This window comes from Streptomyces sp. NPDC037389 (assembly GCF_040636475.1).
Lineage (GTDB): Bacteria > Actinomycetota > Actinomycetes > Streptomycetales > Streptomycetaceae > Streptomyces > Streptomyces hesseae.
Map to the genome: position 1 here is coordinate 142,709 of NZ_JBEZUS010000014.1, position 26,446 is coordinate 169,154.

Annotated in this window: 24 protein-coding genes and 3 pseudogenes; 18 read left to right on the forward strand and 9 right to left on the reverse strand. The window is 69.1% G+C overall.

The genetic code is table 11. The features are described from left to right. Positions 1-340 precede the first annotated feature (340 nt). The 4 genes from AB0E98_RS27560 to AB0E98_RS27575 all read left to right on the forward strand — a co-directional run bounded on the left by AB0E98_RS27560 (position 341) and on the right by AB0E98_RS27575 (position 3,049). Positions 341-568, forward strand: coding sequence for a lasso peptide biosynthesis PqqD family chaperone (locus tag AB0E98_RS27560; protein ID WP_361707591.1), 228 nt, complete (start codon positions 341-343; stop codon positions 566-568). Continuing rightward, positions 565-1,014: a lasso peptide biosynthesis B2 protein gene (locus AB0E98_RS27565; RefSeq protein ID WP_361707593.1), complete on the forward strand. Its 450-nt coding sequence runs from the start codon at positions 565-567 to the stop codon at positions 1,012-1,014. The genes AB0E98_RS27560 and AB0E98_RS27565 overlap by 4 nt, the downstream gene beginning before the upstream one ends. 14 nt (positions 1,015-1,028) lie before the next feature. Beyond that, positions 1,029-2,015 (forward strand): ATP-binding cassette domain-containing protein, encoded by a 987-nt coding sequence (locus tag AB0E98_RS27570; RefSeq protein WP_361707596.1) that lies wholly within the window; start codon positions 1,029-1,031, stop codon positions 2,013-2,015. A 197-nt stretch (positions 2,016-2,212) separates the two neighbouring features. Continuing rightward, positions 2,213-3,049, forward strand: coding sequence for an ABC transporter permease (locus AB0E98_RS27575; protein WP_361707600.1), 837 nt, complete (start codon positions 2,213-2,215; stop codon positions 3,047-3,049). A 703-nt stretch (positions 3,050-3,752) separates the two neighbouring features. Here the strand turns inward: AB0E98_RS27575 and AB0E98_RS27580 are convergent. Then, a complete protein-coding gene (locus AB0E98_RS27580; RefSeq protein ID WP_361707602.1) occupies positions 3,753-4,496 on the reverse strand; it encodes a class I SAM-dependent methyltransferase in 744 nt (247 codons plus the stop codon). Positions 4,497-5,667: 1,171 nt separating this feature from the next. On the opposite strand from AB0E98_RS27580, the gene AB0E98_RS27585 reads away from it, so the two are divergent. Beyond that, on the forward strand, positions 5,668-6,207 hold the full coding sequence (locus tag AB0E98_RS27585) for an HD domain-containing protein (protein WP_361707605.1): 540 nt from the start codon (positions 5,668-5,670) through the stop codon (positions 6,205-6,207). A 663-nt stretch (positions 6,208-6,870) separates the two neighbouring features. Here AB0E98_RS27585 and AB0E98_RS27590 read toward each other — a convergent pair. Together AB0E98_RS27590 and AB0E98_RS27595 are read right to left on the reverse strand one after the other, a co-directional pair. Next, positions 6,871-7,311 (reverse strand): hypothetical protein, encoded by a 441-nt coding sequence (locus AB0E98_RS27590; protein WP_361707608.1) that lies wholly within the window; start codon positions 7,309-7,311, stop codon positions 6,871-6,873. A gap of 44 nt (positions 7,312-7,355) precedes the next feature. After that, positions 7,356-8,240 (reverse strand): aminoglycoside phosphotransferase family protein, encoded by an 885-nt coding sequence (locus AB0E98_RS27595; RefSeq protein WP_361707610.1) that lies wholly within the window; start codon positions 8,238-8,240, stop codon positions 7,356-7,358. A 329-nt stretch (positions 8,241-8,569) separates the two neighbouring features. On the opposite strand from AB0E98_RS27595, the gene AB0E98_RS27600 reads away from it, so the two are divergent. Further along, on the forward strand, positions 8,570-9,685 hold the full coding sequence (locus AB0E98_RS27600) for a serine/threonine protein kinase (RefSeq protein ID WP_361707613.1): 1,116 nt from the start codon (positions 8,570-8,572) through the stop codon (positions 9,683-9,685). Here the strand turns inward: AB0E98_RS27600 and AB0E98_RS27605 are convergent. Both AB0E98_RS27605 and AB0E98_RS27610 read right to left on the reverse strand, forming a co-directional pair. After that, entirely contained in the window at positions 9,655-9,927 is a 273-nt protein-coding gene (locus AB0E98_RS27605; RefSeq protein ID WP_361707672.1) for an OB-fold nucleic acid binding domain-containing protein, read from the reverse strand. The two genes, AB0E98_RS27600 and AB0E98_RS27605, sit on opposite strands and share 31 nt — an antisense overlap. A gap of 90 nt (positions 9,928-10,017) precedes the next feature. After that, positions 10,018-10,674 (reverse strand): rhomboid-like protein, encoded by a 657-nt coding sequence (locus tag AB0E98_RS27610; protein ID WP_361707615.1) that lies wholly within the window; start codon positions 10,672-10,674, stop codon positions 10,018-10,020. Positions 10,675-11,143: 469 nt separating this feature from the next. Here AB0E98_RS27610 and AB0E98_RS27615 point away from each other — a divergent pair, with 469 nt between their 5' ends. From AB0E98_RS27615 to AB0E98_RS27640, 6 genes and pseudogenes are all read left to right on the forward strand, one after another. Then, entirely contained in the window at positions 11,144-11,704 is a 561-nt protein-coding gene (locus AB0E98_RS27615) for a hypothetical protein (RefSeq protein ID WP_361707618.1), read from the forward strand. 6 nt (positions 11,705-11,710) lie between these two features. Beyond that, a complete protein-coding gene (locus AB0E98_RS27620; RefSeq protein WP_361707621.1) occupies positions 11,711-14,569 on the forward strand; it encodes a M48 family metalloprotease in 2,859 nt (952 codons plus the stop codon). Between the two features lie 106 nt (positions 14,570-14,675). After that, positions 14,676-14,878, forward strand: a pseudogene (locus AB0E98_RS27625) (IS5/IS1182 family transposase); the annotation flags it as partial. A gap of 316 nt (positions 14,879-15,194) precedes the next feature. Then, positions 15,195-15,866 (forward strand): hypothetical protein, encoded by a 672-nt coding sequence (locus AB0E98_RS27630; protein WP_361707674.1) that lies wholly within the window; start codon positions 15,195-15,197, stop codon positions 15,864-15,866. Next, positions 15,863-16,036, forward strand: coding sequence for a hypothetical protein (locus AB0E98_RS27635; protein WP_361707623.1), 174 nt, complete (start codon positions 15,863-15,865; stop codon positions 16,034-16,036). The genes AB0E98_RS27630 and AB0E98_RS27635 overlap by 4 nt, the downstream gene beginning before the upstream one ends. 304 nt (positions 16,037-16,340) lie before the next feature. Next, positions 16,341-17,564 (forward strand): glycosyltransferase, encoded by a 1,224-nt coding sequence (locus tag AB0E98_RS27640; RefSeq protein ID WP_361707624.1) that lies wholly within the window; start codon positions 16,341-16,343, stop codon positions 17,562-17,564. A gap of 77 nt (positions 17,565-17,641) precedes the next feature. Here the strand turns inward: AB0E98_RS27640 and AB0E98_RS27645 are convergent, their stop codons facing one another. Then, on the reverse strand, positions 17,642-18,265 hold the full coding sequence (locus AB0E98_RS27645; protein ID WP_361707627.1) for an SMI1/KNR4 family protein: 624 nt from the start codon (positions 18,263-18,265) through the stop codon (positions 17,642-17,644). 103 nt (positions 18,266-18,368) lie between these two features. Between AB0E98_RS27645 and AB0E98_RS27650 the strand changes: the two are divergent. Together AB0E98_RS27650 and AB0E98_RS27655 are read left to right on the forward strand one after the other, a co-directional pair. Continuing rightward, positions 18,369-19,003, forward strand: a pseudogene (locus AB0E98_RS27650) (IS5 family transposase); the annotation flags it as partial. A 261-nt stretch (positions 19,004-19,264) separates the two neighbouring features. Continuing rightward, positions 19,265-19,612 (forward strand): VOC family protein, encoded by a 348-nt coding sequence (locus AB0E98_RS27655; protein WP_361707630.1) that lies wholly within the window; start codon positions 19,265-19,267, stop codon positions 19,610-19,612. 452 nt (positions 19,613-20,064) lie between these two features. Here AB0E98_RS27655 and AB0E98_RS27660 read toward each other — a convergent pair whose 3' ends face one another. Further along, complete coding sequence (locus tag AB0E98_RS27660) at positions 20,065-21,105, reverse strand: vWA domain-containing protein (RefSeq protein WP_361707633.1); 1,041 nt, start codon at positions 21,103-21,105, stop codon at positions 20,065-20,067. A gap of 549 nt (positions 21,106-21,654) precedes the next feature. Here AB0E98_RS27660 and AB0E98_RS27665 point away from each other — a divergent pair. Further along, a complete protein-coding gene (locus AB0E98_RS27665; RefSeq protein WP_361707635.1) occupies positions 21,655-22,122 on the forward strand; it encodes a hypothetical protein in 468 nt (155 codons plus the stop codon). Here the strand turns inward: AB0E98_RS27665 and AB0E98_RS27670 are convergent. Then, a pseudogene (locus AB0E98_RS27670) lies at positions 22,103-22,575 on the reverse strand (GNAT family N-acetyltransferase). The gene AB0E98_RS27665 and the pseudogene AB0E98_RS27670 overlap by 20 nt on opposite strands. A gap of 142 nt (positions 22,576-22,717) precedes the next feature. Between AB0E98_RS27670 and AB0E98_RS27675 the strand changes: the two are divergent. The 3 genes from AB0E98_RS27675 (at position 22,718) to AB0E98_RS27685 (ending at position 25,823) form a co-directional block, all read left to right on the forward strand. Next, positions 22,718-23,401 (forward strand): IS5 family transposase, encoded by a 684-nt coding sequence (locus AB0E98_RS27675; protein WP_361707638.1) that lies wholly within the window; start codon positions 22,718-22,720, stop codon positions 23,399-23,401. Between the two features lie 64 nt (positions 23,402-23,465). Further along, positions 23,466-24,701, forward strand: a complete 1,236-nt coding sequence (locus AB0E98_RS27680; protein ID WP_361707641.1) for an IS4 family transposase — start codon at positions 23,466-23,468, stop codon at positions 24,699-24,701. A 246-nt stretch (positions 24,702-24,947) separates the two neighbouring features. Beyond that, positions 24,948-25,823: an IS5 family transposase gene (locus AB0E98_RS27685; RefSeq protein ID WP_361707644.1), complete on the forward strand. Its 876-nt coding sequence runs from the start codon at positions 24,948-24,950 to the stop codon at positions 25,821-25,823. A 21-nt stretch (positions 25,824-25,844) separates the two neighbouring features. On the opposite strand, the gene AB0E98_RS27690 is transcribed toward AB0E98_RS27685, so the two are convergent. After that, complete coding sequence (locus tag AB0E98_RS27690) at positions 25,845-26,300, reverse strand: VOC family protein (protein WP_361707646.1); 456 nt, start codon at positions 26,298-26,300, stop codon at positions 25,845-25,847. Positions 26,301-26,446: the final 146 nt, after the last annotated feature.

Genomic DNA, 26,446 nt, shown 5'->3' on the forward strand with positions numbered 1-26,446 from the left:
GGTGGATGCACTCAAAATCTTGATCAACCAGGTTCGCTGGTGGCGTCTTGGGCCCGCTGTGCCGTCGAGAACGTACGCCATACGCCAATAGGAGATCGGGGAGGGTGCAACGAAAGCGGCCAGGCATGAGACGGGACCAATTGCACACGGCCCCACATTTGGTGAGATCGGTCATTAAGGCACAGCGGTCACCGGTTCAGACAACCTACTGATCGGCGTCGACTCCATCCGCAGCGCTTCAGTTGTCCTGCCGCCCGAGTGGAGACATGGCTTCACGTCGACCCGAAAGCCTCAGCGAGAAGGTGGCAGCCGGATGCTAAACCTAAGTCAGGACGTCTCGGTGGCTGTCGTCGAAGACGGCATGGTACTGCTGGACGGACGCAGCGGCCGCTATTACCAGGTCAACGACAGCGGCGCCCTCGTGCTCGGAGTCCTGATCGAGGGCGGTGGCGAGGAGGAAGCCGCTGATGCCCTCACCGAACGCTACGGGGTCTCGAGAAGCCGGGCACTGGCCGATATCGACAAGATCGTCCGCCAGCTGCGCAGCACAGGGCTGATGACGTCATGAGCGTGGCCGTCTCCGTGGACAGGCCACCGCGGATCCCGGTGCACCGTCGGCCGCCGGCACTGCTCGCGGTCGCCGCAGCCCACATGATCGGCCGACTGGCACCGTGCAGAATCCGCAGCATCCTCACTTTTTGCTCACGTGGCGCCCGACCGGCCGGCTATGCGGAGGCAAGAAGGGCGCGCGCGACGGTAGTCGCTGTCAGCGTGCGCTGCGCCGGAGAAGGCTGCCTGCCGCGTTCCATCGCGACCGCCCTGCTCTGCCGAGCCCGTGGTTCATGGCCCACCTGGTACTCAGGGGCACAGACCATGCCCTTCCGGGCCCACGCATGGGTCGAGGCAGAAGGCCGTCTTGTCGACGAGCCCCTGTCCACCACCCACCTGCAGCCACTGATCGCCGTCCCGCCCGGAGGCCGGTCGTCACCGTCGTGCAGGACGCAGAGTCCGTGATGCCCCCTGCCCCTGTGCCGACGGCTCAGCCGACGATTGTCGCCCGCGGCCTGTGCAAGTCGTACCCCGGGGTGAAAGCAGTACGCGGGGTCGACCTCACCGTCCACCGAGGAGAGACCTTCGGCTTCCTCGGCCCCAATGGTGCTGGGAAGTCCACCACCATCGCCATGCTGTGCACCCTTGCCCGGCCCACTGCCGGCCAGGCGAGAGTGGCAGGAGCGGACGTCACCGAGGACCCCGGCACCGTGCGCAGCCGTATGGGCCTCGTTTTCCAGGACCTCACCGTCGACGGAGACCTCACAGCGGGCGAGAACCTGCGCTTCCACGCCGATCTCTACGGTCTGCCGAAACGCACCGCGCGGGCCAGAACCGCTGAAATGCTCGAGCTGGTGGGCCTGGCCGATCGCCGGAACAGCCTTGTCCGCACGTTCTCCGGTGGCATGAAACGCCGACTGGAGATCGCCCGGGGCCTGTTGCACTCGCCACAGGTGCTGTTCCTGGACGAACCCACCATCGGCCTGGACCCGCTGTCCCGGGCACAGCTGTGGGAACACCTGCACCACGTGCGCGGAGAGCAGGCGGTCACTCTCTTCCTGACCACCCATTACCTGGACGAGGCCGAGCACTGCGACAGGGTCGCCATCATGGACGACGGCCGTATCGTCACCGAGGGAACACCGGCCGCGCTCAAAGCCGCGATCGGCACCGATCGCATCCGCCTCCACACCACCGATGACCGTGCGGCGGTAACCGCCTTGCGCCGGCGGTTCGGCCTCAACGCCACAGCCGGACCAGACGGGCTGTGCATCCAGGCACCCGACGGCGCGGCCTTCGTACCCGCACTGTGCGCGAACCTCGGCGTCCCGGTGCTGTCGATCACCGTGACCAGCCCCAGCCTCGATGACGTCTTCCTGCGATACACCGGACGAACCATCCGCGACGCCGAAAGGGCACCCCGGCCGGCAGCACCCACCGGGAGGCCACGGCGACAGGCGCCATGATCACGACCGCTTCACGCTCTCCGCACCACCACCCCGGAAGCCGACGCACAACAGTTTCCGCAGGTCGGAAGAGGCCGAGGACCTCTCGTGGCCCCGCACGCAGCTAAGCGCAGCTCCACCAGGCGTTCACGCGTCGACGAGACATGATCACACCGCTCTGACTGACCCTGAACCCTTCGTGAACCAAGGGACTCCGAATGCCCCTCTCGGTGCCACCCCCGGTCAGCCGCAGACTCACCGGAGAGCTGCGCGCCATAAAGGTCGTCTGGCAGCGCGAAATGATCCGCTTCCTGCGCAACCGGAGTCTGATGGCCATGAACCTGCTGCAACCGGCCCTCACATTGCTGGTACTCGGCACCGGGCTCAACTCCCTGGTCTCCACCCCCACCGGCACCGGCGACTACCGCGCCTACCTCTTCCCCGGCGTGCTGGTGATGACCGTGCAGACGCCCGCCATCGCCGCCGGAGCGTCCATCATCTGGGACTGCGAGACCGGCTTCCTGCGCGAAATGCTCGTCGCCCCCGTCCGGCGCGGCAGCCTGCTCCTGGGCAAGTGCGTGGGCGGAGCAACCGTCGCCAGTTGTCAGGGGGCTGTCGTCCTCAGCCTCGCCTGGACCGCTCACGTGCCCTACCGGCCGGCCCTGATCGCGACCCTGATCGGAGAGCTGGTCATCACCGCACTGACCCTGACAGCTCTCGGCACCCTCGCCGCCGTCCACATCACCCGTATCCAGACCTTCCAGGCCGTGCTGAGCTTCGCCCTGACACCGATGGTCTTCCTCTCCGGAGCCATGTTCCCCTTGGTCGGCCTGCCGGTCTGGCTTACGGCACTCTGCCTGGCCAATCCTTTGACCTACATCGTCGACCTCCTGCGCCAGGCTGTCACGGCACAAGTACCAGGACCGACAGCCACCCCAGTGACCACCTGGCCGACCGGCTGGCAACCGTCCATCGCCGCGGAACTCGCGATCACCGCCACGATCGGCCTGGCAGCACTCACCCTCGCCACCCGCCGTTTCTCCCGCCCCCGCTGACCGCGGGACGTCCTGCATACGCGACATCAAACAGTACGGGCACTGCCACCAGCCGATCCCCGGTCCCGCATACGCAGTCCCACAGCGGCCTGCCATCGGCGAACGTATCCGGCGACGCCGCAGTCAGCCGCTGGTCTCCGTGTACGTCGGCGACCGGTTCCACTGTCGTCACCTGCTCACCGAGGCCCGCCGCCTCGCCCTGGTCCTGCGCGGCCGACGGCGCGAGCCCGGCCTGGACGACCGGATCGTGGACGCCACCTGGCCGCTTACCGCACCAGCACCCAGCCCAGCACCGCGCGCGGACACTTGCCCGACTACCGCCTCTACACCGCCCTCTGGGGCCCCGACCGACTCACCGTGCCTTTGTGTCACCAGCCAGGCGAGTCCGGCGGCTACGCAATACGCGTGCGGCCCGGCGGCCTGTACCTCGACTACCTCGACGTCGCCGAATGTCTGGCCGGCGAGGCCGACAAGGCCCGCGTTGCCGGCGAGTACGGTCCGCACCCGCGCCCGCGACTTGATCAACCAAGCCCTGGCCTTGTGGGCCGACGAGCCCCTCCCGCCGTCTACGCCGACACCCGCCGTCTCCTCACCGATGAACTCGGGGTCGACCCCTGTCCGGAATCCGCCGGGCTTCGGCAACGCATCCTCGAGGCGACAGGAATTTGCGCCTGCGCGAGTGACGGCCGCCCGGTCCAGCTGGTCAGGCGCGGCAGCGCAACATCTCCAGTGGCGGGTTCGCGAGGAGGTCGGCCCAGAAGTCCTCACCGAACTCTTCGATGCCTGCTTGGGACACCTTCAGTGGGACCCATTCCACCTCACTGAACCCGGTCGTCCGCAGACAGTCCTCGTAGACCTCACGACGTGGGGCCGTGGCGACGATGCTGATCGGCTGCGGGTCGAGAAGAGCCGTGATCCGCTCTCGCGGGCCCGTCTCGGTTTCCTCGCCGGTCGGCTCGCAGCGGAATCCGTACTTGTCCAGGGACGGACAGTCGAACCCGTAATCGGGCCTCTGGGCGAGCACGAAGAACTTTCCATCCGGCACCAGGCTCCGGCGGATGTTGCGGCACATCCGTTCCATCGCCGCGATGTCCTCGGCGTAGTTGAGGCACTGCACTCCCGCCGCGATGTCGAAGCGTCGTTCGACAGGCCGCAGTTCGGCCACGTCACCGATCTCGTAGCGCACACCGAGCGGGTCACGCCGCTCGGTCTCCCGCGCTGCGGTGATCATCGCGACGGAGATGTCGACACCGAGGACATCCGTGGCGCCGCGCCGTTTGAACTCCCTGCTGTAGAAACCGGTGCCGCACGCCAGGTCGAGAACCGACTTGCCGCTCACGTCCCCGACCATGCTCAGGAAGCTCGGTACTTCCCCGTAGCGTGTCAGGGGAAGGGACTTGAACCCCTCGAATGCCTCGCCGATCTCGTCGTACTGCTGCGCGCTCACGTGTTACCCCCTCTGCGCTTCGTCCTGTATATGGCCACGCCGGCCTTCCGGATTCACAGGTCTGCCGGCTCGAGGCCGTGGCAGAAAGTCTCCTCCGCCCCGTCCGGCCGCCGTACTGGCAGATGCCACAAAGAAGCTGGAGCGGTGACCCTCCTATCGTCTAACGCCACCTCGCAAATCGTTCACAACCCATACCGTTTATAATGCAAGATTCTTTTCCGGCTCCCCTCCACTCTTCCGCTCCTGCTTAACTTCGATGGCGAGCGGCTCGAGATCAACCATCACAGGTTCGACGATCTTTCCCTCACGTGGAACACGATCGACCCCAGCCGCCCTGTCCGGTGACCTGGTTTCGACCGGCGATGGCGTTCCGAGCCCCTTCCCCGGATGCGGGCACTGTCGGGTCTGTCCCTCAGGGCTATCGAGCTGCTCGGGTGGGCCGCCACCCATCCCGTCTCCGGCGTGATCTCCAGAACGCCGCCGATATCGAGAATGACGCAAGGCGTAGTCATGCGGACCCCCTCTTCGACCTGATCCGACCGGCGAGCACCCGGTGCCGCTCCTGTGTTCGATGGGAGATGCTGTCGCCCTTCACCCCCAGGCAAGGCCAAGTGATCCCGGAGTTCTGTGACCGCCCTGTCGCGACCCGATGCCCCGGCCTGACCAAGTCGGCTGCCTTCAGTACTCGTGGTGATCTGTGCAGCCTCGGCTTGACGTTGACACCAGGACTGGCGGCAAACGCTGTTGCACGGAGCGATCCAAACCGCCGAGCGGTCCGGCCGCCTGGAAGAACTGGCTGTGCTCTCGACAGACCCTTCGCTGAGTGGGAAGGCGAACCCTGGGCCAGGCACCATATGCTCATGACAGTTGAGCAGCTCACCGTGACCGTACGCCTGTGGCATGCCGACGCCGTCGTGCTCTTTGGCTGGCTCACGAGCACCGACCTCAACGCAGTACCGGTTACGCATCCCTCTCAGAAACAGGTGCTGGCCGACCCGCTGTCACGACTGGAGCGGGACTCCGACACGGCCGTGCCATGTTCCTGGTCGACATCTCGCCCATTCCAGCCTGGCGTACGGCGGGGTGTTCACCAACGCGTCAGGCCGTCCACAGCACGCGGTCGCGGCCTGTGCTCGATTTGGGGGCTGACCCGATGAAGGAGGAACGACGTATGAAGTCCGTCGGCGAGGTCGCTGACCTTGCCGGCCGCGCGCACGCCGGGCAGGTCGACAAGATCGGCGTGCCCTACACCGAGCATGTCCGCGCGGTGGCCGCCGGCCTCGCCCCGCTCGGCGACGAGCTCGTCATGGCAGGTCTGCTCCACGACATCCTGGAGGACACCGACTGGACCGCCGAGCAGCTGCTGGAGGCCGGTGTCCCTGCCCGGGTCGTGGAGATCGTCCAGGCAGTGACAAACCAGGCGGGCATGCCCTATGAGGAGAAGATCCGCCGGATCACCGCCGACCCGCAGGCCACTCTCGTGAAGATCGCCGACAACGCGCACAACTCCCATCCGGACCGTGCCGCACAACTGCCGACGGACAAGCGGGAACGCCTTGCCACGAAGTACCGCGCCGCGCGCGCCGCCCTGTGGCCGGCTGCCGACCGGCGGGACATCGAGACGATCGTGCGCATCGTCAACCCGTCACTGCTTGTGGAGCTGGAGGAATGCATCGGCGCGCCCTCGGTTCGCGTGGAAGAGTCAGCGTGACCCAACGTTCCCATTGCCGGACTCTCGTCGACGCCTACGCCCTGATCGCGCTCAACGGCCACCTGTTCCTGCATCATCCGGCCACCGAGCCTCGGGCATGACTGCGTGGACGGTCTCCTCCAGTGTGCTGTCCTGGCTGATCAGGATCTCGTCCGTGCCGGCGAGGAGATCAACCGGCCGGTACCGGTCCCGCATCTCCGCCTCGCCGACTTCGAGACCCCCGAGCCAGGGGCGGCAGGGCCGCGGCATGAACGTCCGGCAGGGGGCGGTGGTCGCCCGCATCAAGTACACGTGGAAGGAGGGGACCAACGTTCCCTCCGACCGAATCAAGCCCATCACCACCATGACTCTCGAGCGGATCCAGCCGGCGCGGCACGGCCAGACGCCGACCGCATCGACCCGCCGGCCCATAGAGCACAGGGAGGTGGGGCCGGCCGAGTGGAGCAGGATCTGTGCGGGGGCGCAGCGCGGCGGCCTCGCAGACGGTGCTGGTGACTCAGGAACCGTCGCGCCTCAGGTGTGTATCGGTCGGCTGGTGCGCGGCGGCCCGGTGCCGGGCCGGGGCAGGAGCATGGCGACGGAACGCCTGGGATAGCGTCCCCCTCGCTCGTCCGGGGTGAGGGGACGTCGTGGAGCCCCAGGGAATCGTTTCCCCTGGGGCCCTTACTTCACCTTGTACTCGCACATTTTGTCGGACTTGCCGTCCTGGTTGTCCGCCACCTTCTTGCCATCGACGGTGATGACACAGGGCGCTGCGTGCAGCATGCCGTCGGACCCGGTGACGGAGCCGGGGACGACGGACACCCCGAGGCCGGCCCGCTTCTCGGCGTCCGTCGTCAAGGTGATGGTCGAGGTCTTCTTCCAGGGCAGCTGGACCTGTTCCATCTTGTTGGTGTCGAGGTTGTAGTAGACCGACGTGGTGCCGGTGCCGAGGACTTCGAGGGTGACCTCGTGCTTGACCTCGCCGCTTCCGCCCCCTGCCTTGGCCTTCGGCTGTGCGGACGTAGCGGGCTTGTCGGCGGGCGCCGGGCTGTCGTCGCTGCCGCACCCGGTCAGCACAGCCGTGGCCAGGACCAGAGCCGCACCCGTGATGATCTTGCGCATGTTTCCCCCTGTGGATCGGTCAATGATCCTAACCCTGGTCACGGTCACCACGCGTGCGGCATCCGGCCTGGCGGCATCGTGGGTGCCCTCAAGCCCGTGCCGAACCAGGCCTCGGCCAAGGCTGGCAGCGTCCCTTCGGCGGGCACGCACAGTTCCCGCAGATACCAGGGGAGGTTGCTGTACACGTGCAGCAAGGCGTATGCGAGCAGTTCGTCCGGCGCGAACGTGCGGTCGTACGCCGTGGCGAGCCGGGCCAGCAGCGACGGTTCGCCCCGGGGGACGAACAGGCCGACGGCGACGAAGTCGTAGGCCTGGTCACCGACCATGGCCGGTTCGAAGTCGAAGAGGCCGGTCAGCCGCCAGCCGTCCGGATCGACGAGGACGTGCCGGCGCATGACCTCGGTGTGCAGCAGGGAACGGCGTGGGGCCCGCGGTAGCGGGACCGAGTCCAGGAACTCCGGGATCTGCCGCGACCAGGCCGCCGGCAACCCGTGTGCGCGCTGCTGTTTCACGGCGCACTCACGCCGGCGGTCCAGGAAGGCGCCCCAGCCCCCGGGACCGAGCACGTCCTTCAAGGGGCCTGGATCGAGGGAGTGGAGCACGGCGAGCGCCTCGCCGATCCCGGCGACGAGCCGTTCGCGATCGGCCGGCGGTATGCGGTCCCAGCAGTGGGCCAGGTTCTCGCCGGGCAGCCGGGCAGCCGGGACATCAGGACGTACTGCCAGCCGTTCTCGTACGGGCCGCAGGCGCGCGCCTGCGGTGTCGCGACGGGCAACCGCCCTTCCACGTGCGACAGCACCCGCCCTTCGGCGACGCCGTCCCGGGTGGCGGCAACGGATTCGCCGCCGAGGTCCCGGCGGCCTCGCCGTCGCGCAGGAGCCGGCACAGGACACACGCGGGCAGGCGGGGGTACAGCGCCCCCCCGGCATACGGGCTCGCACGGGTCGTCGAGGAGCCACACCGCCGCCGCGGTCAGGCGCGGATCTTCCGCCGCCCGCAGCCGCACCTCCTCGTTCCCGTCACGGCTGAACCGCTCCACGAGCTCCGCGCCCGACGAGGGGTCGTCGAGCGCCAGCCGGCGCATGCGCGGATCCGGGTCGCCCGCTGGGCACTCCTTTGTCACTTCGTGCGCCCTGGGCTTGCCCTCTCCTGTTGCGGCCGGGCAGACGTCAGACTGGCCTTCGCCGCTTCCGGTTCCCGCTTCCGGTTCCCGCTTTCGGGGAGTGGGCCGTACACGGCAAACCCTGGGGGAGGGCCGGTGAGGGTTGGTTCCTGGAACGAGTGGGATCCGCTGAGGCATGTCGTTGTCGGCCGGGCGGACGGCACCGTGGTGCAGGCGCCTGAGCCGGCGGTCGTCCGGGACTGGCCCGAGCACGGTTTTCCGCGCGGGACGCATGGGCCATTGCCCGAGGAGATGACGGCGGCGGCCAACGAGCAGCTGGACAGCTTCGCGCGCCTCCTCGAAGGGCGCGGCATCCGGGTCGACCGGCCCCGTCGGCTGGACTTCGGCCGGCCTGTCGGTACTCCTGAGTGGTCGCAGCAGAGCATGTTCGGTGCCATGCCGGTGCGTGACGTCCTGGTGGTGATCGGGAACGAGCTGCTCGAGGCGACCATGTCGTTCCGCAGCCGCTGGTTCGAGTTCCTGGCCCACCGGCCACTGATCGAGTCATACTTCCGCGCCGACCCGGACATGAGGTGGGAGGCGGCCCCCAAGCCCCGGCTGACCGAGGCGTCGTACCGGCCGGGCTTCTGGGAGGCGTACGACGCCCTGCCGTTCGAGGAGCAGATCGCCCGGGTCAGGGCCGGGGAGCTGGTGCTGACCGAGGCCGAGCCGCTCTTCGACGCCGCCGACATCGCCCGCTGTGGCAAGGACCTGTTCGTCCAGCAGTCCCTTGCCACCAACGCGGCCGGCATCCGCTGGCTCCGGCAGCACCTGCCGGAACACCGTGTGCACGGGGTGACGTTCGGGAACGCACACCCCATGCACATCGACGCCACCTGGGTACCACTCCGCCCCGGCCTCGTCCTGCACTGCGGGGAACGCCCCGCCGAGGAAGAACTGATACACCACCTCGAGATCAACGACTGGCAGGTCGTCCAGGCCGCCGCCCCTGGACGGCAGACCCCACCGCCACTGTCCGCGTGCAGCCCCTGGCTGTCCATGAACGTGCTGATGCTCGACCCCAGTACAGTCTGCGTGGAAGCAAGCGAGACCGCACAAATGGAACAACTCGACCGGCTGGGCTTCCAGGTCATCCCGGTACCGTTCTGGGACGTGGCTCCCTTCGGCGGCGGACTGCACTGCGCCACCCTCGACATCCACCGCGAAGGCACACTGGAAGACTACTTCCCCAAGCGATCCGGGCGGTTCTGAGGTTTCGCGGCGACGTCGGACAGCAGCCCACCGTCCATCCACTCGCCCCCCAGCCGGTTACGGGCGGCGCGCTCGTCGGCCCCGCCCCGGACGGCGACGACACTGTCCTCCGTGAGGGTGGGGGCGACGAGCTGGTAGACGGCGGGGAAGAACAGCACCTCGAGGTTCGCGTCGCGGTCTTCGAGGGTGATGACGGCCCACTGGTTGCCCTGCTTGGTCATCTTGCGGACGACGCCGGTGATGAGCCCGGTGAGCTTGACGTCGTGCCCCCTACGGCCGGACGCCGCGAGCTCCGCGGTGGAGACGTCCCGGTCGCGGGCGAGGACGGGCTCCTATGGTGTCGTGCCCGTCGGGACGGTCCGGCCCTGGCCCACTGTTCTCCGGTCCCGTAGCCAACGGCTGCGCGAGGCCACGATCCCCAGTCCGAGGGCCACCAGGTGGCCGGCGTCGGCCAGTTCGTGGTCGATCACCCAGGCGAGGGTGAGCAGGGTGGTGAGTGCGGAGAGGCCGTAGAGGCGGGTGCGGTGGCCTGAGAGGGCCAGCAGGCAGGCGACGGTGGCGACCAGTCCGTAGCTGATCCCCACGTCGCGAGCCCGGGTGAGGGCTCCGGGTACATGGGCGAGCCGCATCAGCCACATCACGCCCTCCGTCAACAGGGTCGCCACGATATGGCCGAAGAGGAACGTACCCATGCCGCGCAGCGTGCCCCAGCGCCACTCGGCTATGCCGAGCGCCGCGGCCACCGCCGCGATGCCGAGTGGCACGGGCACACCGTCCACGACGAGCCCGCTGGTGAGGAGGGTCCACCACTTGCCGACCTCGAGGTGGTGGACGTTGCTGCTGTTGTGCCGGATGAAGCGGGCCTGCTCCCGCAGCGGCTGGCTTGCCAGCCAGGCCGCTGTCGCCAGGAGCAGCGCCGCGTACGCGGTCGTCGCAGGGAGCCGCCGGGCCAGGGCCACGGACCGGTCCACAGTCCGCTGAGCCGCCATCTTCACCTTTTACTCCGCCATCCGCTCGTATGCCGTCGCCCGCCCCCGGGGCGGACGCGCTCCAGGGCGTTCGTCTTGGAGGGTGACGACCCTAACCCGGCCGGTCGTCACGCCGGGATAAACGAGGTCCGGGACGGACTGCGATCCGTACGCCGTCGGCCCGCGGCATCGACAGCGGTGGTCATGCGACCTGTCGGACACGGCCTGGCCAGAGCTCCCGCAGATCTTCGTCGTCCCGGCCGACGGCACCGGGCCCCGGTCCGCGTGACCAGGAACCCCCACCACCTACGACGGCGCCCTGGCTGGCCCCCGGATGGTCTTCGAGTCCCACGAAGGGGGAGAGGACCGCTCCAGCTCCTTGCGGCGCATCCAGGCTCCCCGCGTTTGAGGACACGCCCGGCTCCCGCCGAACTCGAACGAACTCTCGTAATCGACGGTGGAGGGAGAGGCTCCGCAGTACCGTGCCCTTGTGGAACTCACGCCACAGGAGGGCACGATGGGCTCTGGAGCGACTTCGTACGACGGAGCGAAGGTGCGCGACGTGGTCCACGATGTCGTGGCTGAGGTCGCGCCCGAGGAACTGCCCCTGGTGGCGGCGCTGGTCCGGTTCGACGACGTGGCGGTCGTCCGGCGGCTGGGCCGCACGGGCGGGCGGCGCGAGCCCCTGGGGTTCGGGCTGGGCGAGGTCGTGGCGATGGCCGCGCCCGTGGTGTGGCTGGTGCTGGACGAGGCGGGGCGCCGGATGGCGGACGCCGCCGTGGACGCCGCGGCCACCAGGTCGAGGGCCGTGCTGCGCAAGGTCCTCCGCCGACCGTCCGCGCCGGTCGCTCTCCCCGCCGCCCTGACCCCGGAGCAGCTCGCCGAGATCCGCCGGCGCGTGGTGGAGACGGCTCTGTCACGGGGCCTGGGGGAGCGCCGGGCGGAGACGATCGCCGACGCGGTGGTGGCCAGGCTGGTGCTGCCGGAGCCGGAGCCGGAGCCGGAGCCGGATGACGGGGCTCCGGAGCCCCGTACGCCGGAGCGGGGCTAGAGCGGCATGACCACGACGCCTTCCCGGATACGGGTCGACGAGCGGGTGATGGGCGCGGGCACAACGGTGCGCTTCGTGCTGCTGATGGTCCTGTTACTGGTGAGCTGCTGGAATGTGATGGGCGGCATCACCCGCCGAGCCGCCCTCCGGACCGGGTTCGATCACTTCGGCTGCCTGTTCGCCGCCGGGGGCAATCCGTTCGGCGGCGATGTCGCGCGCGACGTGGTCGCCATAGACCTCCAGGGCCCGGCCTATCAGGCCTGCCTGGACCGCTACGAGCCGCCGCTGGCCTGGTGGGTGACCCTCTCCTGGCCGGTCCTGCTCGTGGTCGTGGCCTGGGCACTGTTCCAGGCCGTCCCCGCCTGGAGGACGCGGCGCGGCAGGGTCGTCCCGCTGGCGGCCGTCGACCCCGACGGCGGGATCCTGCGGCTCGTGGAGGAGCTGGCGGCGGTGGCCGGGCTGACCCGGGTGCCGCGCGTCGTTGTCGATCCGGCGGCGGCCTCGACCGGCGCGGTGGTGCTGGGTAGCGATCGCCGCCCCACGGTGTGTCTCCACGGGGGCCTGCTCGCCCGCAGGCACACCGACCCGGAGGGCTTCCGGGCGGTGCTCCTCCACGAATTCGCCCACATCCGCAACCGGGACGTGACGCTCACCTATGTCACCCTCGCCGTGTGGTGGGCGTTCGTCGCCGTGGTGCTCCTGCCCGCGCTGGCCGTCCACATCAAAAGCGCCCTCGCCATCGCGCCGAAGTTCCAGGCCGTCCAGGTCCCGTCCGCCGTACGGGGCTTCGGGCTGCTGGGACTCCTGGTCGTGCTGGTGTATCTCGCCCGCGCGGACGTGCTGCGCAGCCGAGAGATCTACGCCGACCGCGCGGCGGTGCGCTGGGGCGCGGATCCCCGTGGCTGGGCGGTCGCGACAGCGGGCCCGCCGCCGGGCGCGTGGCGGCGGGCGGCCGGGACCGTCGCCGAGCTGTGGCACACCCATCCGCGGTGGGACCTGCGCCGGAAGTCCCTCGACGATCCCGTCGTGCTCTTCGGTGTGCAGGCGCTGCCGCTCTTCCTGACCGGAGCCGCCGCCACCTTGATCAACTCTCAGGCGAGTGAGGAGGCGTCCGCCGTGAACGCCCAATGGGTGAACCATGTGCGGGTGCTGGCCTCGGCCGCGCTGATCGTCGGAGTGCTCGGGGTCGCGCTGTGGCGTGGGGTGGCCCACGCCGTGCTCACCTCGCGCCGTGTGCCCTCCGGTGTGCGCGCGGGGCTGTGGCTGGGGGCGGGGATGGCCGTGGGCGAGCTGGTCGTGAACGACGTGACGTCCTTCACCTGGTTGCCCGCACGGCCCTGGGTCCTCGTGCTGGTGGTGCTCGCGGGAGGGGTGTTCGCATGGTGGGCCACCCAGTGCGCGTACCTGTGGGTCCGGGTGTGGCCCGGCCGGACGATCCGCCCGGCGATGCTGCTGGGGCTGGCGTCCATGTGCCTGGTGCTGTCGGCGTGGTTCGAGTGGTGGCAGGCGAGCGGCAAACTGTACGCGGGCGGGGCGCCCTTCGACACGGGAGGCTTCATACAGTCGTCGGGGCTGGCGTCCATCGCGGACACGTACCGGTCCCTGCCCGCCAAGGTCCTGGTGGAGCTGTCGGCGGTGGCCGGCCGGCCCCTCGCCCTCCCCGCGGTCGCGGCGCTGTGGGTCGTGCCGCTGCTCGCCTGGGCGATGGGCCCGTCCGGCACCCCGCCGACCTGGATGCGGGATGCCATCGGCGGCGGTGCCGTGGCGGCGCGCGGGGAGGGTGTGCCGCCGCTGCGGCGCGTGTTCCTGGCCGTGTTGCTCGGCGGCGCGTCGGCCTGTGCCGCCCTCGTGGGCGTAATGGCCTTCCTGCACGACCGGCGGGCCACCGCGGACCCCCCGGCCTTCGTCGTGACCTACTGCGGATGGCTGCTGGTGGCCCTCGGGACGGCGGCGGCGGTGGCCGCCGTCGCCGCGAGCGCGCCGGCGAGGCGATACCGGCTGCTCGTCGCTCTCGTCGCCGCCGAGGCCGCGGTTCTGACGGGCTGCGCGGGGACGTTCACGCTCGCCTCGTTCGACGGGTGCGTCCAGCCGCTGAACACGCTCGTCCACACCTGCGGCTGGCACCCCGGCGTGCCCAGGCCGCTCTTCCAGCTCCTGCTCGGCCCCGCCCTCCTGTTGGGCGCGGTCGTCGCCGTCGTCGTGGCCGTGGCCGTATCGGTGGCCGCGACCGTGCGACGCCGGCCCGCCTCCCGCGACGCCGCCGTACGACGGTCCGTGCCGCCCGCCCGCCGCGCCGTCGCGGTGGGCCTGCTGTGCGCTGTGGCTGTGGGGGCCACCGTGGCGGCGGGGATTTTCAGGGCAGAGGGGAGCCAGGGCCGCGACGACAGGGCGCGCAGCCGCCCGTCGGCGGTCTTCCCCGGTCGCGGGGAGGCGGTGGGCGGCTCCGCGGGGCCGTCCGTATCCGCCCGGACCCGGGAGATCCAGGTGCTCTCCTGGTACATCTACGGCGGGGAAGAGCTGCTGAGGAAGCGCTTCATGCCCGGCACGACCGGTTTCTTCGACCTTCTCACCAAGGGGCGGGGGGAGGTGTCCGGAGCCCGTGTCCGCCCCTTCTGCGAGGACTTCGCGAGGATCGCGCGGGACGCCGGCGCGTTCTTCCGGGTGCCGGACGCGCGGGCCGAGGGGCTCTGGAAGGAGTTCACGGCGGGGGTGGAGAAGACGGGCCGGACGTGCGGCCAGGCCGTGGAACAGTCGAACGGCCGGCTCCTGGAGCAGACGATGGACCAACTCGTCGGGGCGGCCCGCCTGGCTCAGGCGGTGACCGCCCGGGTGAAGGCGACGGCGGAGAAGGGCGACATTCGGTAGGTGCGCGTGCCGCCGTCTTCATCTCCAGGTCGCCGACCTGGGTGGTCAGCAGCCTGTCCCGATGACCGTTGCGCCAGGCGGTGTGCTGGCCGGAGTGATCATCCGGGACGGCGGCCGTCGCCCACTGGCTGCCCTGGTCACCTCCCGGCAGCAGGGCGATGCCCCGCAGATGATCCCGGTCCTGGACCGTATCCGTGTCCCGCGACCGGCCGGCGGGCGCCGCGTACTCGCTCGGACCGCGTCTGTGGCGACAAAACGCACAGTTCCCGCCGCAACTGCCCTTACCTGCGGCGACGGCAGATCCGGCACAAGACCGGCCGACGAACCCCCGGTCGCTTCGCCCAACGCGCACCCCAGTGGGCAAGGAGAGCGGACCTGCTCGTTTCCCTGGGCGTACCCACGCCCCGGTATACCGCCCCCAGCGCCGCCGCGAGGTTCGTCCTCGGCGGCTCGCGGCCGATGGGCACTGCATTTTTCGCCCACCGTGCTCGACAGAGCCTCATACCCGTCACGGCGCGCGCGCCGACAACTGCCGGGCGAGCGGCTGGGTAGGACACCGCGCGAGATGTTTGGGCAGCGGAGCTCGGGACCGGGCAGTGGTAGTGCCGCCATTAGGGTGTTCCGCATGCTGTTTCCCGTACATGCTCTTGCCCACCGGCCGTTGACGGCCGGGGCCGTCACCGAACTTGTGGGTCTGCCGGCCGCGCCTTACGTCACCGAAAGCTTCGACGCGGTCGATGCCGAAGTACAGCGACGGGGATGGTCCTGGGAGGACGGCCTGGTCTGTGAATCCTTCCGCACCGCGGACCATCATGTGCTGTGCTCCGACGATGTCAGCCCGTTCGGGAACCCGGACGCACGGACCTTCCTGGTCTTCGGAGAGCTCTACCCCGTCGACCCGCAAGACGAGAACATGGCCAATGGGTCATGGCTGTACGGCCTCATGGACCGCTGGCAGGAGCAGCCCGGCTGGAGCGGCCGCAGACCATGCACGGACCAGGACTGCGAGGCCGTACTCGCGCAGGCCGCGCAGGTGGTGACCGAACACCTCGGCGCGCCACCTGAGCGAACGGTGTTGTCCTCTTCGACCGTGGCGACCGGGCCCGCGCTGACGCACCGTATCTGGCGCACCCTCACCCACGCCCTGATCCTCGGACCGGCAGCCGACAACGGCCCCTACGGTTACCTCACCCATCTGCAACTGTCCTGCACACCCCTCTCCTGCGGCCCCGATCTGCCCTCCGCAGGCGACGAAGACGGCCTGGCCGACTGGATCACCGCACACATCGACTGGTGACGCCGTCAGCCGGGGCCCGCACCTCTGCCCGGCCCAGGCCCACCGGCCTGCTGCCTCGGGATTTTCCCTCCGGCCGTGCGGCCGCGCTCGGCACGGGCGGAAGGCTCCTCGCCGTGGCCGAGGCCCGGCACACGGCCCTGACCGGGCACTCTGAGCACCTGCTGCGGTGACCACTTGCGGCCACGGCAGTGGTATCACCGGGCGCGAGACCCGGAACGGTGCCACCGCCGGCGGTCGCGCCGCCGGCGTCGCGGTGACGGTCCAGCCGGACCAGGCGACGAAGAGGTGTGTGGACGGTGTCGTGGATACGGCTCTGTGCTGTTGAACCGCAGCTGAACCGCGTGAGGCGGAAGAAGGAGCACCTGCCCCTTTCCATGATCAACATATAGCGCACAGGGGGGCTTGCGGCAAGGCCCCGGTCGTGACGCAGAATCGCCTACCGAAGCCGAAATACGAGGTCATGGGGGTTGCGGAATGCGTGTGTTGTTGCTGGCGTACGGGTCGCGTGGGGACGTCGAGCCGATGGTGGGGCTCGCGATGCGGTTGCGGGAACGCGGCGTGGAGGTGCGGGTGTGCGCGCCGCCGGACTTCGCAGAGCTGCTGAACGGTTTCGGCTTCCCGCTGGTGCCTCTCGGCCGACCGCTGCGCGAGATGGCAACCAAGGCGGTGACCGGGGCGGAGCCACAGCCGACGGAGACTCTGCCTCAGCGCGCGGCCCGGATGGTAGCCGAGACGTACGAGCAGGTCGTCACGGTGGCCGAGGGGTGTGACGCGGTGGTGGCGACCGGCTTGCTCCCGGCTGCGGCCGCTGCGCGGTCGGTGGCCGAGAAGCTGGGCATCCCCTATGCGTTCGTGGCCTACTTCCCGAACTACCTGCCGTCGCCGCATCACCCGCCGCTCGCGTGGCCGGGCCGGCCGCTCCCGGCGGACGTGACCGACAACCGGGTGCTGTGGGACCTGAACGCGGAGGTCCTGAACGAGCTGTTCGGCGAAGGGATCAACACCCACCGGGCATCGATCGGCCTGCCCCCGGTGGACGACGTCCGCGACCACGTCTTCACCGACCGCCCGTGGCTGGCGGCGGACCCGGCGCTGGCCCCGTGGGTGCGGCCGGCGGACCTCGACGTGCTGCAGACCGGCGCGTGGATCCGGCCGGACGAACGCCCACTCCCCGCCGATCTGGAGGCGTTCCTGGACGCCGGCACGGCACCGGTGTTCGTGGGCTTCGGCAGCATGCCGGTGCGCGACGCGCAGGACGTCGCCCGGGCGGCCGTCGCGGCGGTCCGCGCGCAGGGTCGCCGCGTACTGCTCTCCCGTGGCTGGGCCGGCCTGGCGCCGACCGACGCGGGGGACGACTGTTTCGTGGCCGGTGAGGTCAACCAGCAGGCGCTGTTCGGCCGGGTGGCCGCCGTCGTGCACCACGGCGGCGCGGGCACCACGACGACGGCCGCCCGGGCCGGTGTGCCCCAGGTGGTGGTCCCGCAGATGGCCGACCAGCCGTACTGGGCCGCCCGGGTGGCCGGGCTGGGCATCGGCGCGGCGCACGACGGTCCGACCCCGACCTTCGAGTCCCTGTCAGCCGCACTGAAGACGGCCCTGACCCCGGAGACCCGCGCACGGGCGGCCACCGTGGCCGGCACGATCCGTACCGACGGTGCGGCGGTGGCCGCGAAGCTGCTGCTCGAAACGGTCGGCTGAGAAACGCGTAACGACCTGACCCGCGATTGATGTGACCGTTCCCTGACCTGAACCGCCGTGTGTCTGCTCGGCGGCGTTCACCAGCCGAGCAGATCCATGGAACTGCGACCGAGCCAGTCCCTGAACGACACGGGCTGACCGCCGAGGTTCAGGGGCAGGATCTGGTCACAGGTCGCGCGGCCATCGAACCACATCGTGCCTCGGTGCGGACCAGTGACAACGAGCAGGGTCGAGAAGCCGCAGCCGTTGTCCTGGATGAACGCGGCACCGGACGTCTTGCGCTCCTGGAACACCTCGTACTCCGCGTCCCACTGCTTCCACGCTTCCTGGTAGGCGTCGTGATCCGGGAAGTTCTCTTCCAGCGGCTCGCGTGCGTCGAGCTCGTCCTCGTAAGCACGGTAGGAGCCGGGATGCGGGAAGGCGATGGTGAGCAGGTCGTAGTTGGTGGTTGAGTCTCCGTGCCAGCCCCAGCCTGCCGCGGTGCGGCGCAGGCGGTTCACCGCGCCACCGGCGCTCTGCCGGAGCAAGTACTCCCGGTACTCGTCCGGAAAGGTAATGCCCATTTCCGCCTCCGCCTCGCAGATCTCCGCTTCGGACAGCGGCGCCGGGGAGGAGTCCTGCCCCGAGGAAGGACAGGTGAGCTCGTCAAAGCGTCGCCCCCGTGCCAAGCGCTGGGCTTCCTCTATCCAGTCGATCGTCATGCGGGTGAGGATAAGCAGGAGCGGCTCGCCGGACTCTGCCGTGACATGACGACGCCCGAGCGGGTTGCTGGGGGTGTGAAGATCAAACAGGCTTGCGCCGTCATATCGCAGGTGGCCGGCCGACGGCACGCGGGAGAGGATCCTGCGGGGCGTTCAGGTCGTTGCCGATATGGAGGGCCGGATCGACTGGTCCGTGGCCAGCGCTGATTCCACATCCTGCCGCGCCCATCAGCATGCCACCGGGGCCCGCCACCGCCCGGTGCGGGTACCGGACGGCGCGGGCGCCCTGTCCACCACCGGCCGATGAGGCGATGGACTGCCCGCGCGTCGGGTTCACCACCAAGATTCACCTGGCGAGCGACGGAAGCCGTCGTCCGCTGGCCGTCCTGGTCACCCCTGGGCAGTGGGATGGCGCCCCGCAAACGATTCCGGTCCTGGACCGCATCCGAGTCCCGCGCCTAGCCGGGGGACATCCCAGGACACGCCCGGACCACGTCTGCGGCGACAAGGCGTACGGTTCCCGAGCGCCGGGACCAGCGAGCCCACCGTCAACGCCGTGGAAGCCGCGGCGGCAGACCCACCGGCTTCGACCGGGCCCGCTACGCCCGCAGGAACGAAGTCGAACGCACCGTCAACGCCCTCAAAGGCTTCCGGGCCGCAGCAACCAGAGACGACAAGAGAGCGTACGTCTTCCAGGGCGCGGTCACCCTCGCCGCGATCCGGCTCTGGCTCCGGTGAGGACCTGCCGGACCGGGCGGCGGCGGAGACGCCGTTGCTTGACCGAATCACACATCGACCCGGGCGGGACAGGCTGGTCAGTCTGTTTTTTGTCCTTCACCTGAGTCGATCAGCGTCACCACGATGAACAAAGACTGGAGTATGAGTATGCGCATGCGCGTCGCATCAGGGCGTGTTGCGAAAGTGTGTGCGGGGGTGGGCTTGCTGTAGTACTCCTGGGGAGGGACGTGGAGACGTGTTTGTTCTCATTTGGAGTCGTCGATGGCTGTTCGCCGTGTTGTGCCCAACATCCAGTCGGAGGCTGTTCAGGAGAGCCGGGAGTTCTATGGCCTGCTGGGTTTCGAGGAGGTCATGAACCACGGCTGGATCATGACGCTCGCCTCCCCGTCCGCTCCGGCGGCTCAGATCAGCGTCATGGCTGGCGACAGGACCGCGCCTGTCAGCCCCGATATGAGCGTCGAGGTGGACGACGTGGACGCGGCTTATGCGGTCATGCGGGAGAGCGGCGCGGAGATCATTCACCCCTTGCAGGACGAGGAGTGGGGCGTGCGGCGGTTTTTCGTCCGTGACCCCAGCGGATGGGTGGTCAACGTGCTGGGCCACCGCTGACGGCCTCTCCCGCACCCCTGGCGAAAACGCCGGTCGGAGCCATGCGTTGACGGCTGCGGCGAGGACGGCGACTTCGTGACGGGCGGCGGGTCTGGTCCTTCTTCCCTCGGGGATGGCCGCCCTGATGTCGTGTCTGCGCAGGCAGGCGCGGTTGGCGCGGGAGGGACAGGCCTTGCCGCCCCGGACCTTGTGGGGCCTGGTGCCCGGACGGCCGGGGCGGGTGCGACGGACGCGGACTCTTTCCGGCACGGGCACGGGCACGAGCTGGGGGCTGTTGTGCCAGTGGCCGGGAGTGATCGGCAGCGGTATCGGTTTGCGCCCCTGCCCGTTGGCGAGGCGGATTCGTGTGGCTGGCCCGCCGCAGGATCGTCCGGGCCCGTTCGATGGACGGATGCCGGAGATGGGGTGCCGGGGTGGCGAGGTCTCCGGGTCCCGGCGGAGCCTCCTGGGTATCAGAGCATGAGCAGTAGCCGCGTGTTGACGACGAGCTTGCGGTTGACGCTGGTGCTCTGTACGAAGATGGTGTAGTCGTCGTTGTGGTCCGGCTTGATGCGGACTTCCGTGTCCGGGAGGCCGAGGAGGCTTCGGGCCTGGGGGCCTGTGTACACCCTGTCCGTCTTCTTCTCCAGTACCGCGATCTGCTTCCGTGCCTGGATCTTCTCCGGCTTGCTCAGCTGGTAGAACGCGCCGCCGGTGCGGTAGGTGTGCCCGGATTCGGTGACCCAGTCCCGGATCGCCGCGTCACGCGCCACCGCAATCAGCTGGTATTCCGACGGATCCGCCGGGGTGAGGCCGGCGGCCTTGATGGTGTCCTTGTTGACCGCTTCCGCGCCGGTGGAGAAGACGGCTCGCGATCCCCGGATGCCCTGGGTGCGGCCCACCATGAATTTCTCGGTGGCCTGCTGGATGACCTGCCCGGCTTCCTCCAGGCCCTGGGTGCTCGTGGCGTCCCAGATGGCGATGTTGTCCTTGGGGAAACCGCAGTTCATGGCCTCGCGCTTGCCCATCTGGTCGGGCACGAGGACGGCCAGTGTCCAGTTGTCCTGCTGCGTCTGGAACATCTCGGCCACGGCCTCGACCAGTTCACGCGGGTCCTTGGCAGGGGCATCCGGGCAGCGGTGACTTGCGTTCTCCTGCCCGTCGGTGAGGACGAACGTCAGGAAGCTGTGGTCGCCGTACAGCTGAGCTGTCTGCGCCAGCTCCCGCTGTGACTTCAGCGCGGCCGACAGCAGTGCCGTCATCCCGCCGGCCCGGTACAGCTGCTTCAGCGACGGCATCCGCAGCACGTCCTTGTCGTAGATGACGCACTTCACCCTGTCGGCGAAGACGTACACCGTGACACGGGTCTCCTGGTCCAGTTCCCCCGACCGGCGGGCGAGATACGCGATCTGTTGGTCGGCGACTTCGACGACCTTGCGGCTCAGGTGCGACATGGACGAACTGGCATCCAGCACAAGAGCGACGTGATTAATGTAGTTCTGGTTCCCGGACATGACAGGTCCCCCTCTTTCTCCGGCTCGATGTTCCTACCGTCTCACCCACCACTGACAATCGGCCTTGGCTGCCGGACCGGCTGGAGAGCCCGTCCGGCCGGGGCGGGCCCGGATGCGGCGTGGCGCTCTGGTGTGGTGCCCGTCCAGGGGGGGCGTGGGCGCTGGCCCCATCGGCTCTCTCCTCAAGCGTGCCCGTTTGTGCGGGTTTGGGTTCTGGGTGGGGGGGGTCTTGCCATGGTTGTGTGTCATGCCGGGGTGGTTGCTGTGACGTTGTTCAGCGGCCCCGGCATGTTGGTTACAAGTGGCCCCGGTAGCCGGGGTCGCGTGGGCGCATGACGGGTGGTGACGGGGCGGAGTGGCTCCGAGTGCGTCGGGTTCGAGCTGCAGGAGCCGCGTGTACAGCGTGGGCCCCGGAGCAGTGGTCCCGGGCCGGAGCGCGATGGTTGTCACAGAGGCAGGCTTGCCGTCACCAAGGTCGCAGGTAGGGCGCCGGGTGCGAAGGGCGGATGTCCGCGAGCGCGAGGGGGACGGTCGTCGTAGCCTGTGGTCATGGCCTTGCACGGTGAACGGTGTGGTCTGCGGATGACCGCCGATCCACGGTATGGGGCCGGTGTGACGACTGTCCGGCAGTGCGTTCCCGGTCAGGTGCTGGCGTATCTGGCCGGCGGGGTGCCCGTGAGCGGGCCGAGCAGGACGTCGGTGCAGGTGGATGTGGACCGTCACCTCGAATCGACAGGCATCGAGGGCGTGCGCTACGTGAATCACTCCTGTGCGCCCACGGCGGTCCTCGACACCGGCCTGCTCGTGCTGCGGGCCGTGCGAGAGCTGGTTGCCGGAGACTCGGTGACGCTCTTCTATCCGGCGACCGAGTGGGACATGGCCGAGCCGTTCACCTGCCTGTGCCAGGAGAACGGCTGCCTCGGCCGCGTTGCCGGTGCCCGCTTCCTGTCGGACGCGCAGTTGTCCGGCTACCGGGTCAGTGCGCACATTCAACGGCTCAGATCAGGGGCTTGCTGAAGCAGCGGCTGCTGTCGTCGAAGCGGTAGAGGCCGAACTTCGCCGCCGCGGGCTCATAGCCGCAGGAGACGTACAGGGCGATCGCCTCGGGCTGCATCGCCCCGGCTTCCAGCACCATGCGCGTACGCCCCGCCTCCAGCGCGCTCTCCTCCAGCACGGCCAGAATCCTCCGGGCCAGGCCCCGGCCGCGCGCTCGGGGCAGAACGTACAACCGCTTCAGCTCCGCGTCTCCGTCCGCAAAACCCTCCGCATTGCGCCCCTGCGTCCGCCAGCCGCCACCGGCGTGCCGTCGTCCTCATAAGCGATGAGGAACAGGCCGTGCGGCGGCTCGAACTGTGCCGGATCCAGCGGGGTACGGTCTCCGTCGCCGTACTGCCGTACGTACTCGGCCTGCGCCTGGTCGTTGAGCTCGGTGGCGTGGGGGTGGTCGTATGCGACGGGCACGATCTGCATTCCGCATACCGTACGGGCTGGCCCTCTCCCTGAAGGGCTTCGTGGGACGCGTGTCCGACGACTCCGAGGCAAGCGTTACGTTGGGGGAGAGGCCCTGGGCTCAGGGGTACGCCGGCCCGGCGATCCGCGCACACCCAGGTCGGTGACACCGTTCCTGAGCGGAATCACCGGGACGCCGACCGGCTGCGTAGCACCTCGACGCCCACCAGCACTCCGCCGGGGCCCGCAGAACCCCTCCGCCGGCGCCAAGTTACCCAAAGGGGGCCGACACGGCAGAACGCCAGAGCGAGAGGCCCGGGTTGAGGCTGCCCGGCCGCTGGGTGGCGGTGGTGCGGCGGGCGAGGGCTTGGGCCGCTCCCGCGGCGGGTTCACCACCAAGGTCTACCTGAGTGCCGATGGCCGCTGCTGCCCGCTGTCCCTCACCGTCACCCCCGGACAGTGGGCGGACTGCACTCAGTTCGAACCGGTCATAGACAAGATCCGCGTGCCCCGCGCCAGGCTCGGCCGCCCGCGCCGACGCCCGGACAGCCTCAGCGCGGACAAGGCGTACAGCAACCGCACTATCCGTGCCTACCTGCGACGACGTGGCATCCGCCACGTCATCCCGGAAAAGAAGGACCACAAGGCAGCCCGCCTGCGCGGGGGTTCGCACGGCGGCAGGCCGCCCGGGTTCGATAAGGAGCGGTACAAAAAGCGCAACACGGTTGAACGCGCCATCAATAAACTCAAGGCCCACCGGGCCGTCGCGACGCGCTATGACAAACGCGGTCATGTCTTCCTCGGCGCTGTCACCGTTGCCGCGCTGGTCATCTGGCTCCACTCATGATCGCCCGGACAGGTCCTAGGCCCAATACCGGTGACTTTGGTGCTTGTTGGTCGTTGGGTGTGGTGTGCCGAGGCCTGGTCAGGTGAAGTCGTCGGGTGAGCGTCTGTCGGACCGGATTGCTCTGGGGGTGCTGACGCGGGTGTTTCCGCCGGAGCTGGTGGATGAGGTGGTTACCGAGTGTGGGCGTGTGGAACAGCGGTCGCGTCTGTTACCGGCTCGTGTGGTGGTGTATTTCGTGCTGGCGATGTGCCTGTTCTCCGGGCAGGGGTATGAGGAGGTCGCCCGGCTGCTGACACAGGGCCTGGAGCGGGTGCGGCAGTGGGAGAGGCCCTGGCGGGTGCCGACGACCGGGGCGATCGGACGGGCCCGCCGGAGACTGGGCCCCGAACCGCTGAAGGTGTTGTTCGACCGGGTCTGCCGGCCGGTGGCCACCACAGCGACGGTGGGTGCTTGGTATCACGGGTGGCGGCTGGTCGCGGTGGACGGCACCGTCCTCGACGTCCCGGACACCGACACCAACGCGGCGTTCTTCGGCCGGCCCGGATCGGCGCGCGGGCAGCAACGGAGCGCGTATCCGCAGGTGAGAGTCACGGCCCTGGTCGAGTGCGGAACACACGCGGTGTTCGCCGCCGCGACGGGACCGCTCTCGGTTCATGAACAACACCTCATCCCCGCCCTCCTCCACCGGCTTCAGCCGGGCATGCTGGTCCTGGCCGACCGGGGCATCACCGGCTTCGAACTGTGGAACGCGGCCACGGACACCGGTGCCGACCTGCTGTGGAGAGTCCGCAAGAACATCGTGCTCCCCATCGTCGAGCACCTCGAAGACGGTTCCTACCTGTCCGAGATCGTCGCCACCGAAGACCGCGGCCGGCGCCGTCATCCCGCCGTGGTCCGCGTCATCGAGTACACACTCAAAGGACACGACGACAAGGACGTCTATCGGCTGATCACCACCATCCGCGACCCCGGCAAGGCACCCGCCACCGAACTCGCCGCCCTCTACCACCAGCGGTGGGAGATCGAGAACACCCTCGACGAGATCAAGTCCCACCAGGGCGGACACCATCTCGTCCTGCGCTCTCGTGACCCCGCCGGCGTCGAGCAGGAGGTTTACGGATTCCTCCTCGTCCATCATGCGCTCAGAGACGTCATGCATCACACCGCCCACCAGGCTGGCCTCGACCCCGACCGGATCTCCTTCACCCGCACTCTCAACACCGCACGCCGCCATGTCACGGACCAGGCGGCACTTTCCCCCCTCACGACTCAGCCGGGCCCTGGCACAGACCGGCCGTGAGCTGCTGGAACGGCTCCTGCCACCCCGCAGACCACGCACCAACCCCCGTGTCATCAAACGCAAGATGTCCAACTGGAAGCTCAAACACGACCACCACCGCAACCCACCCCACCCACCGGACCCCGTCCCCACACTGGTGCCACCCACCAAAGCCACCAGCAAACGCCGGAAACATCCTTAAAACAGCGGTATTGGTCCTAGGCCGTGTATCGAAAGTGGATCTCGGGCTGTGAATGATCACGGTTCATGGGCCGGAGAGATCTGACAGATGAGCAGTGGGCGGTGCTGGAGCCGTTGTTGCCGAAGGGTGCCAGGACGGGGCGGCCACCCGTCTGGCCTCGGCGGCAGCTGATCGACGGCATACGGTTTCGTGTCCGGACCGGTGTGCCGTGGCGGGACGTGCCCATCGAGTACGGGCCATGGGGCCGGATCTACGACCTGTTCCGCCGATGGCAGCGAGACGGCGCCTGGCACCGGATCCTCACCCGGCTCCAGTCCTTGGCCGACGCGAAGGGTTCGATTACGTGGGGCCTAAGCGTCGACTCCACAGTATGCCGCGCCCATCAGCATGCGGCTGGGGCCCGCAAGCAGGGCAACCTGCAGAAGGAACCACCAGGCGGCGTGTTCACCGAGCCTCGTGATCACGGCCTGGGACGCTCGCGCGGCGGGTTCACCACCAAGCTGCACCTTGCCGTCGAGCAGGGCCAAAAGCCCATGTCATTCGTGGTGACCGCAGGACAACGCGGGGACTCGCCGCAGTTCGAACCGGTACTGGAGAAGGTCCGTGTGCCCCGCATCGGGCCGGGCCGGCCACGCGTCCGCCCCGATCGCGTGCGTGCCGACAAGGCGTACGCCTCCCGCAAGAACCGTGCCTACCTGCGCCGTCGCGGGATCAACTGCACCATCCCGGACAAGGCCGACCAGGCACGCAACCGCCAGAAGCTCGGCTCACGCGGCGGCCGGCCGCCGCGCTTCGACCCGACCGACTACCGCGAACGCCACGCGGTCGGGTGCGGCATCAACCGCCTTAAGAGAAACCGCGCCGTCGCCACGCGCTACGACAAGCTCGCCGTCCGCTATGAGGCGACCGTACTGGTCGCAGCCGTGAACGAGTGGCTATGACCAGTACCATCGCAACGGCCCTCAGACGACGTCGAACTCGTTGCCCTCGGGGTCCTGCATGGCCGCGGCGTAGAACCCCATGTCCGGCTCATCCTTGATCCTCAGCACGGTGGCACCGGCCTCGACCAGCTGGTCCACCGCGGCCCTGACCCGCCGCGCGCGGACGTCCAGCGGGACGTCACGGCCGCCACCGACCTTCAGGTCGAAGTGCCACCGATTCTTGGCGGTCTTCGGCTCCGGAACCTGCTGGAACCACACGCGCGGTCCGGCACCCGCCGGATCGACGATCGACTCCGGAATGTCGCCGGCGCCGGTCGGCAACTCCTCCGCGGGCACACCCATCGCCTCCCAGTAGGCGCGCCACGTGGCGTGCCCGTCCGGCGCGGGCTCGGGCACATAGCCCAGGGCCGGGGCCCAGAACGCCACCATTCTCTGCGGATCGGAGCAGTCGATCGTCAGTTGCACTGTTATCTCCATGCCCGGACCTTCCCAGACAGGTCTGACAGACGATCCACTTTCGCAACAGGCCCTACTGAGTTTTTCGTTAGTTCTGTGGTGGTTGGGGGTGGATTGTCAGTCCGGTGTGGGTGAGGAAGGACCAGGGGAGTTGTTCGTCGGAACAG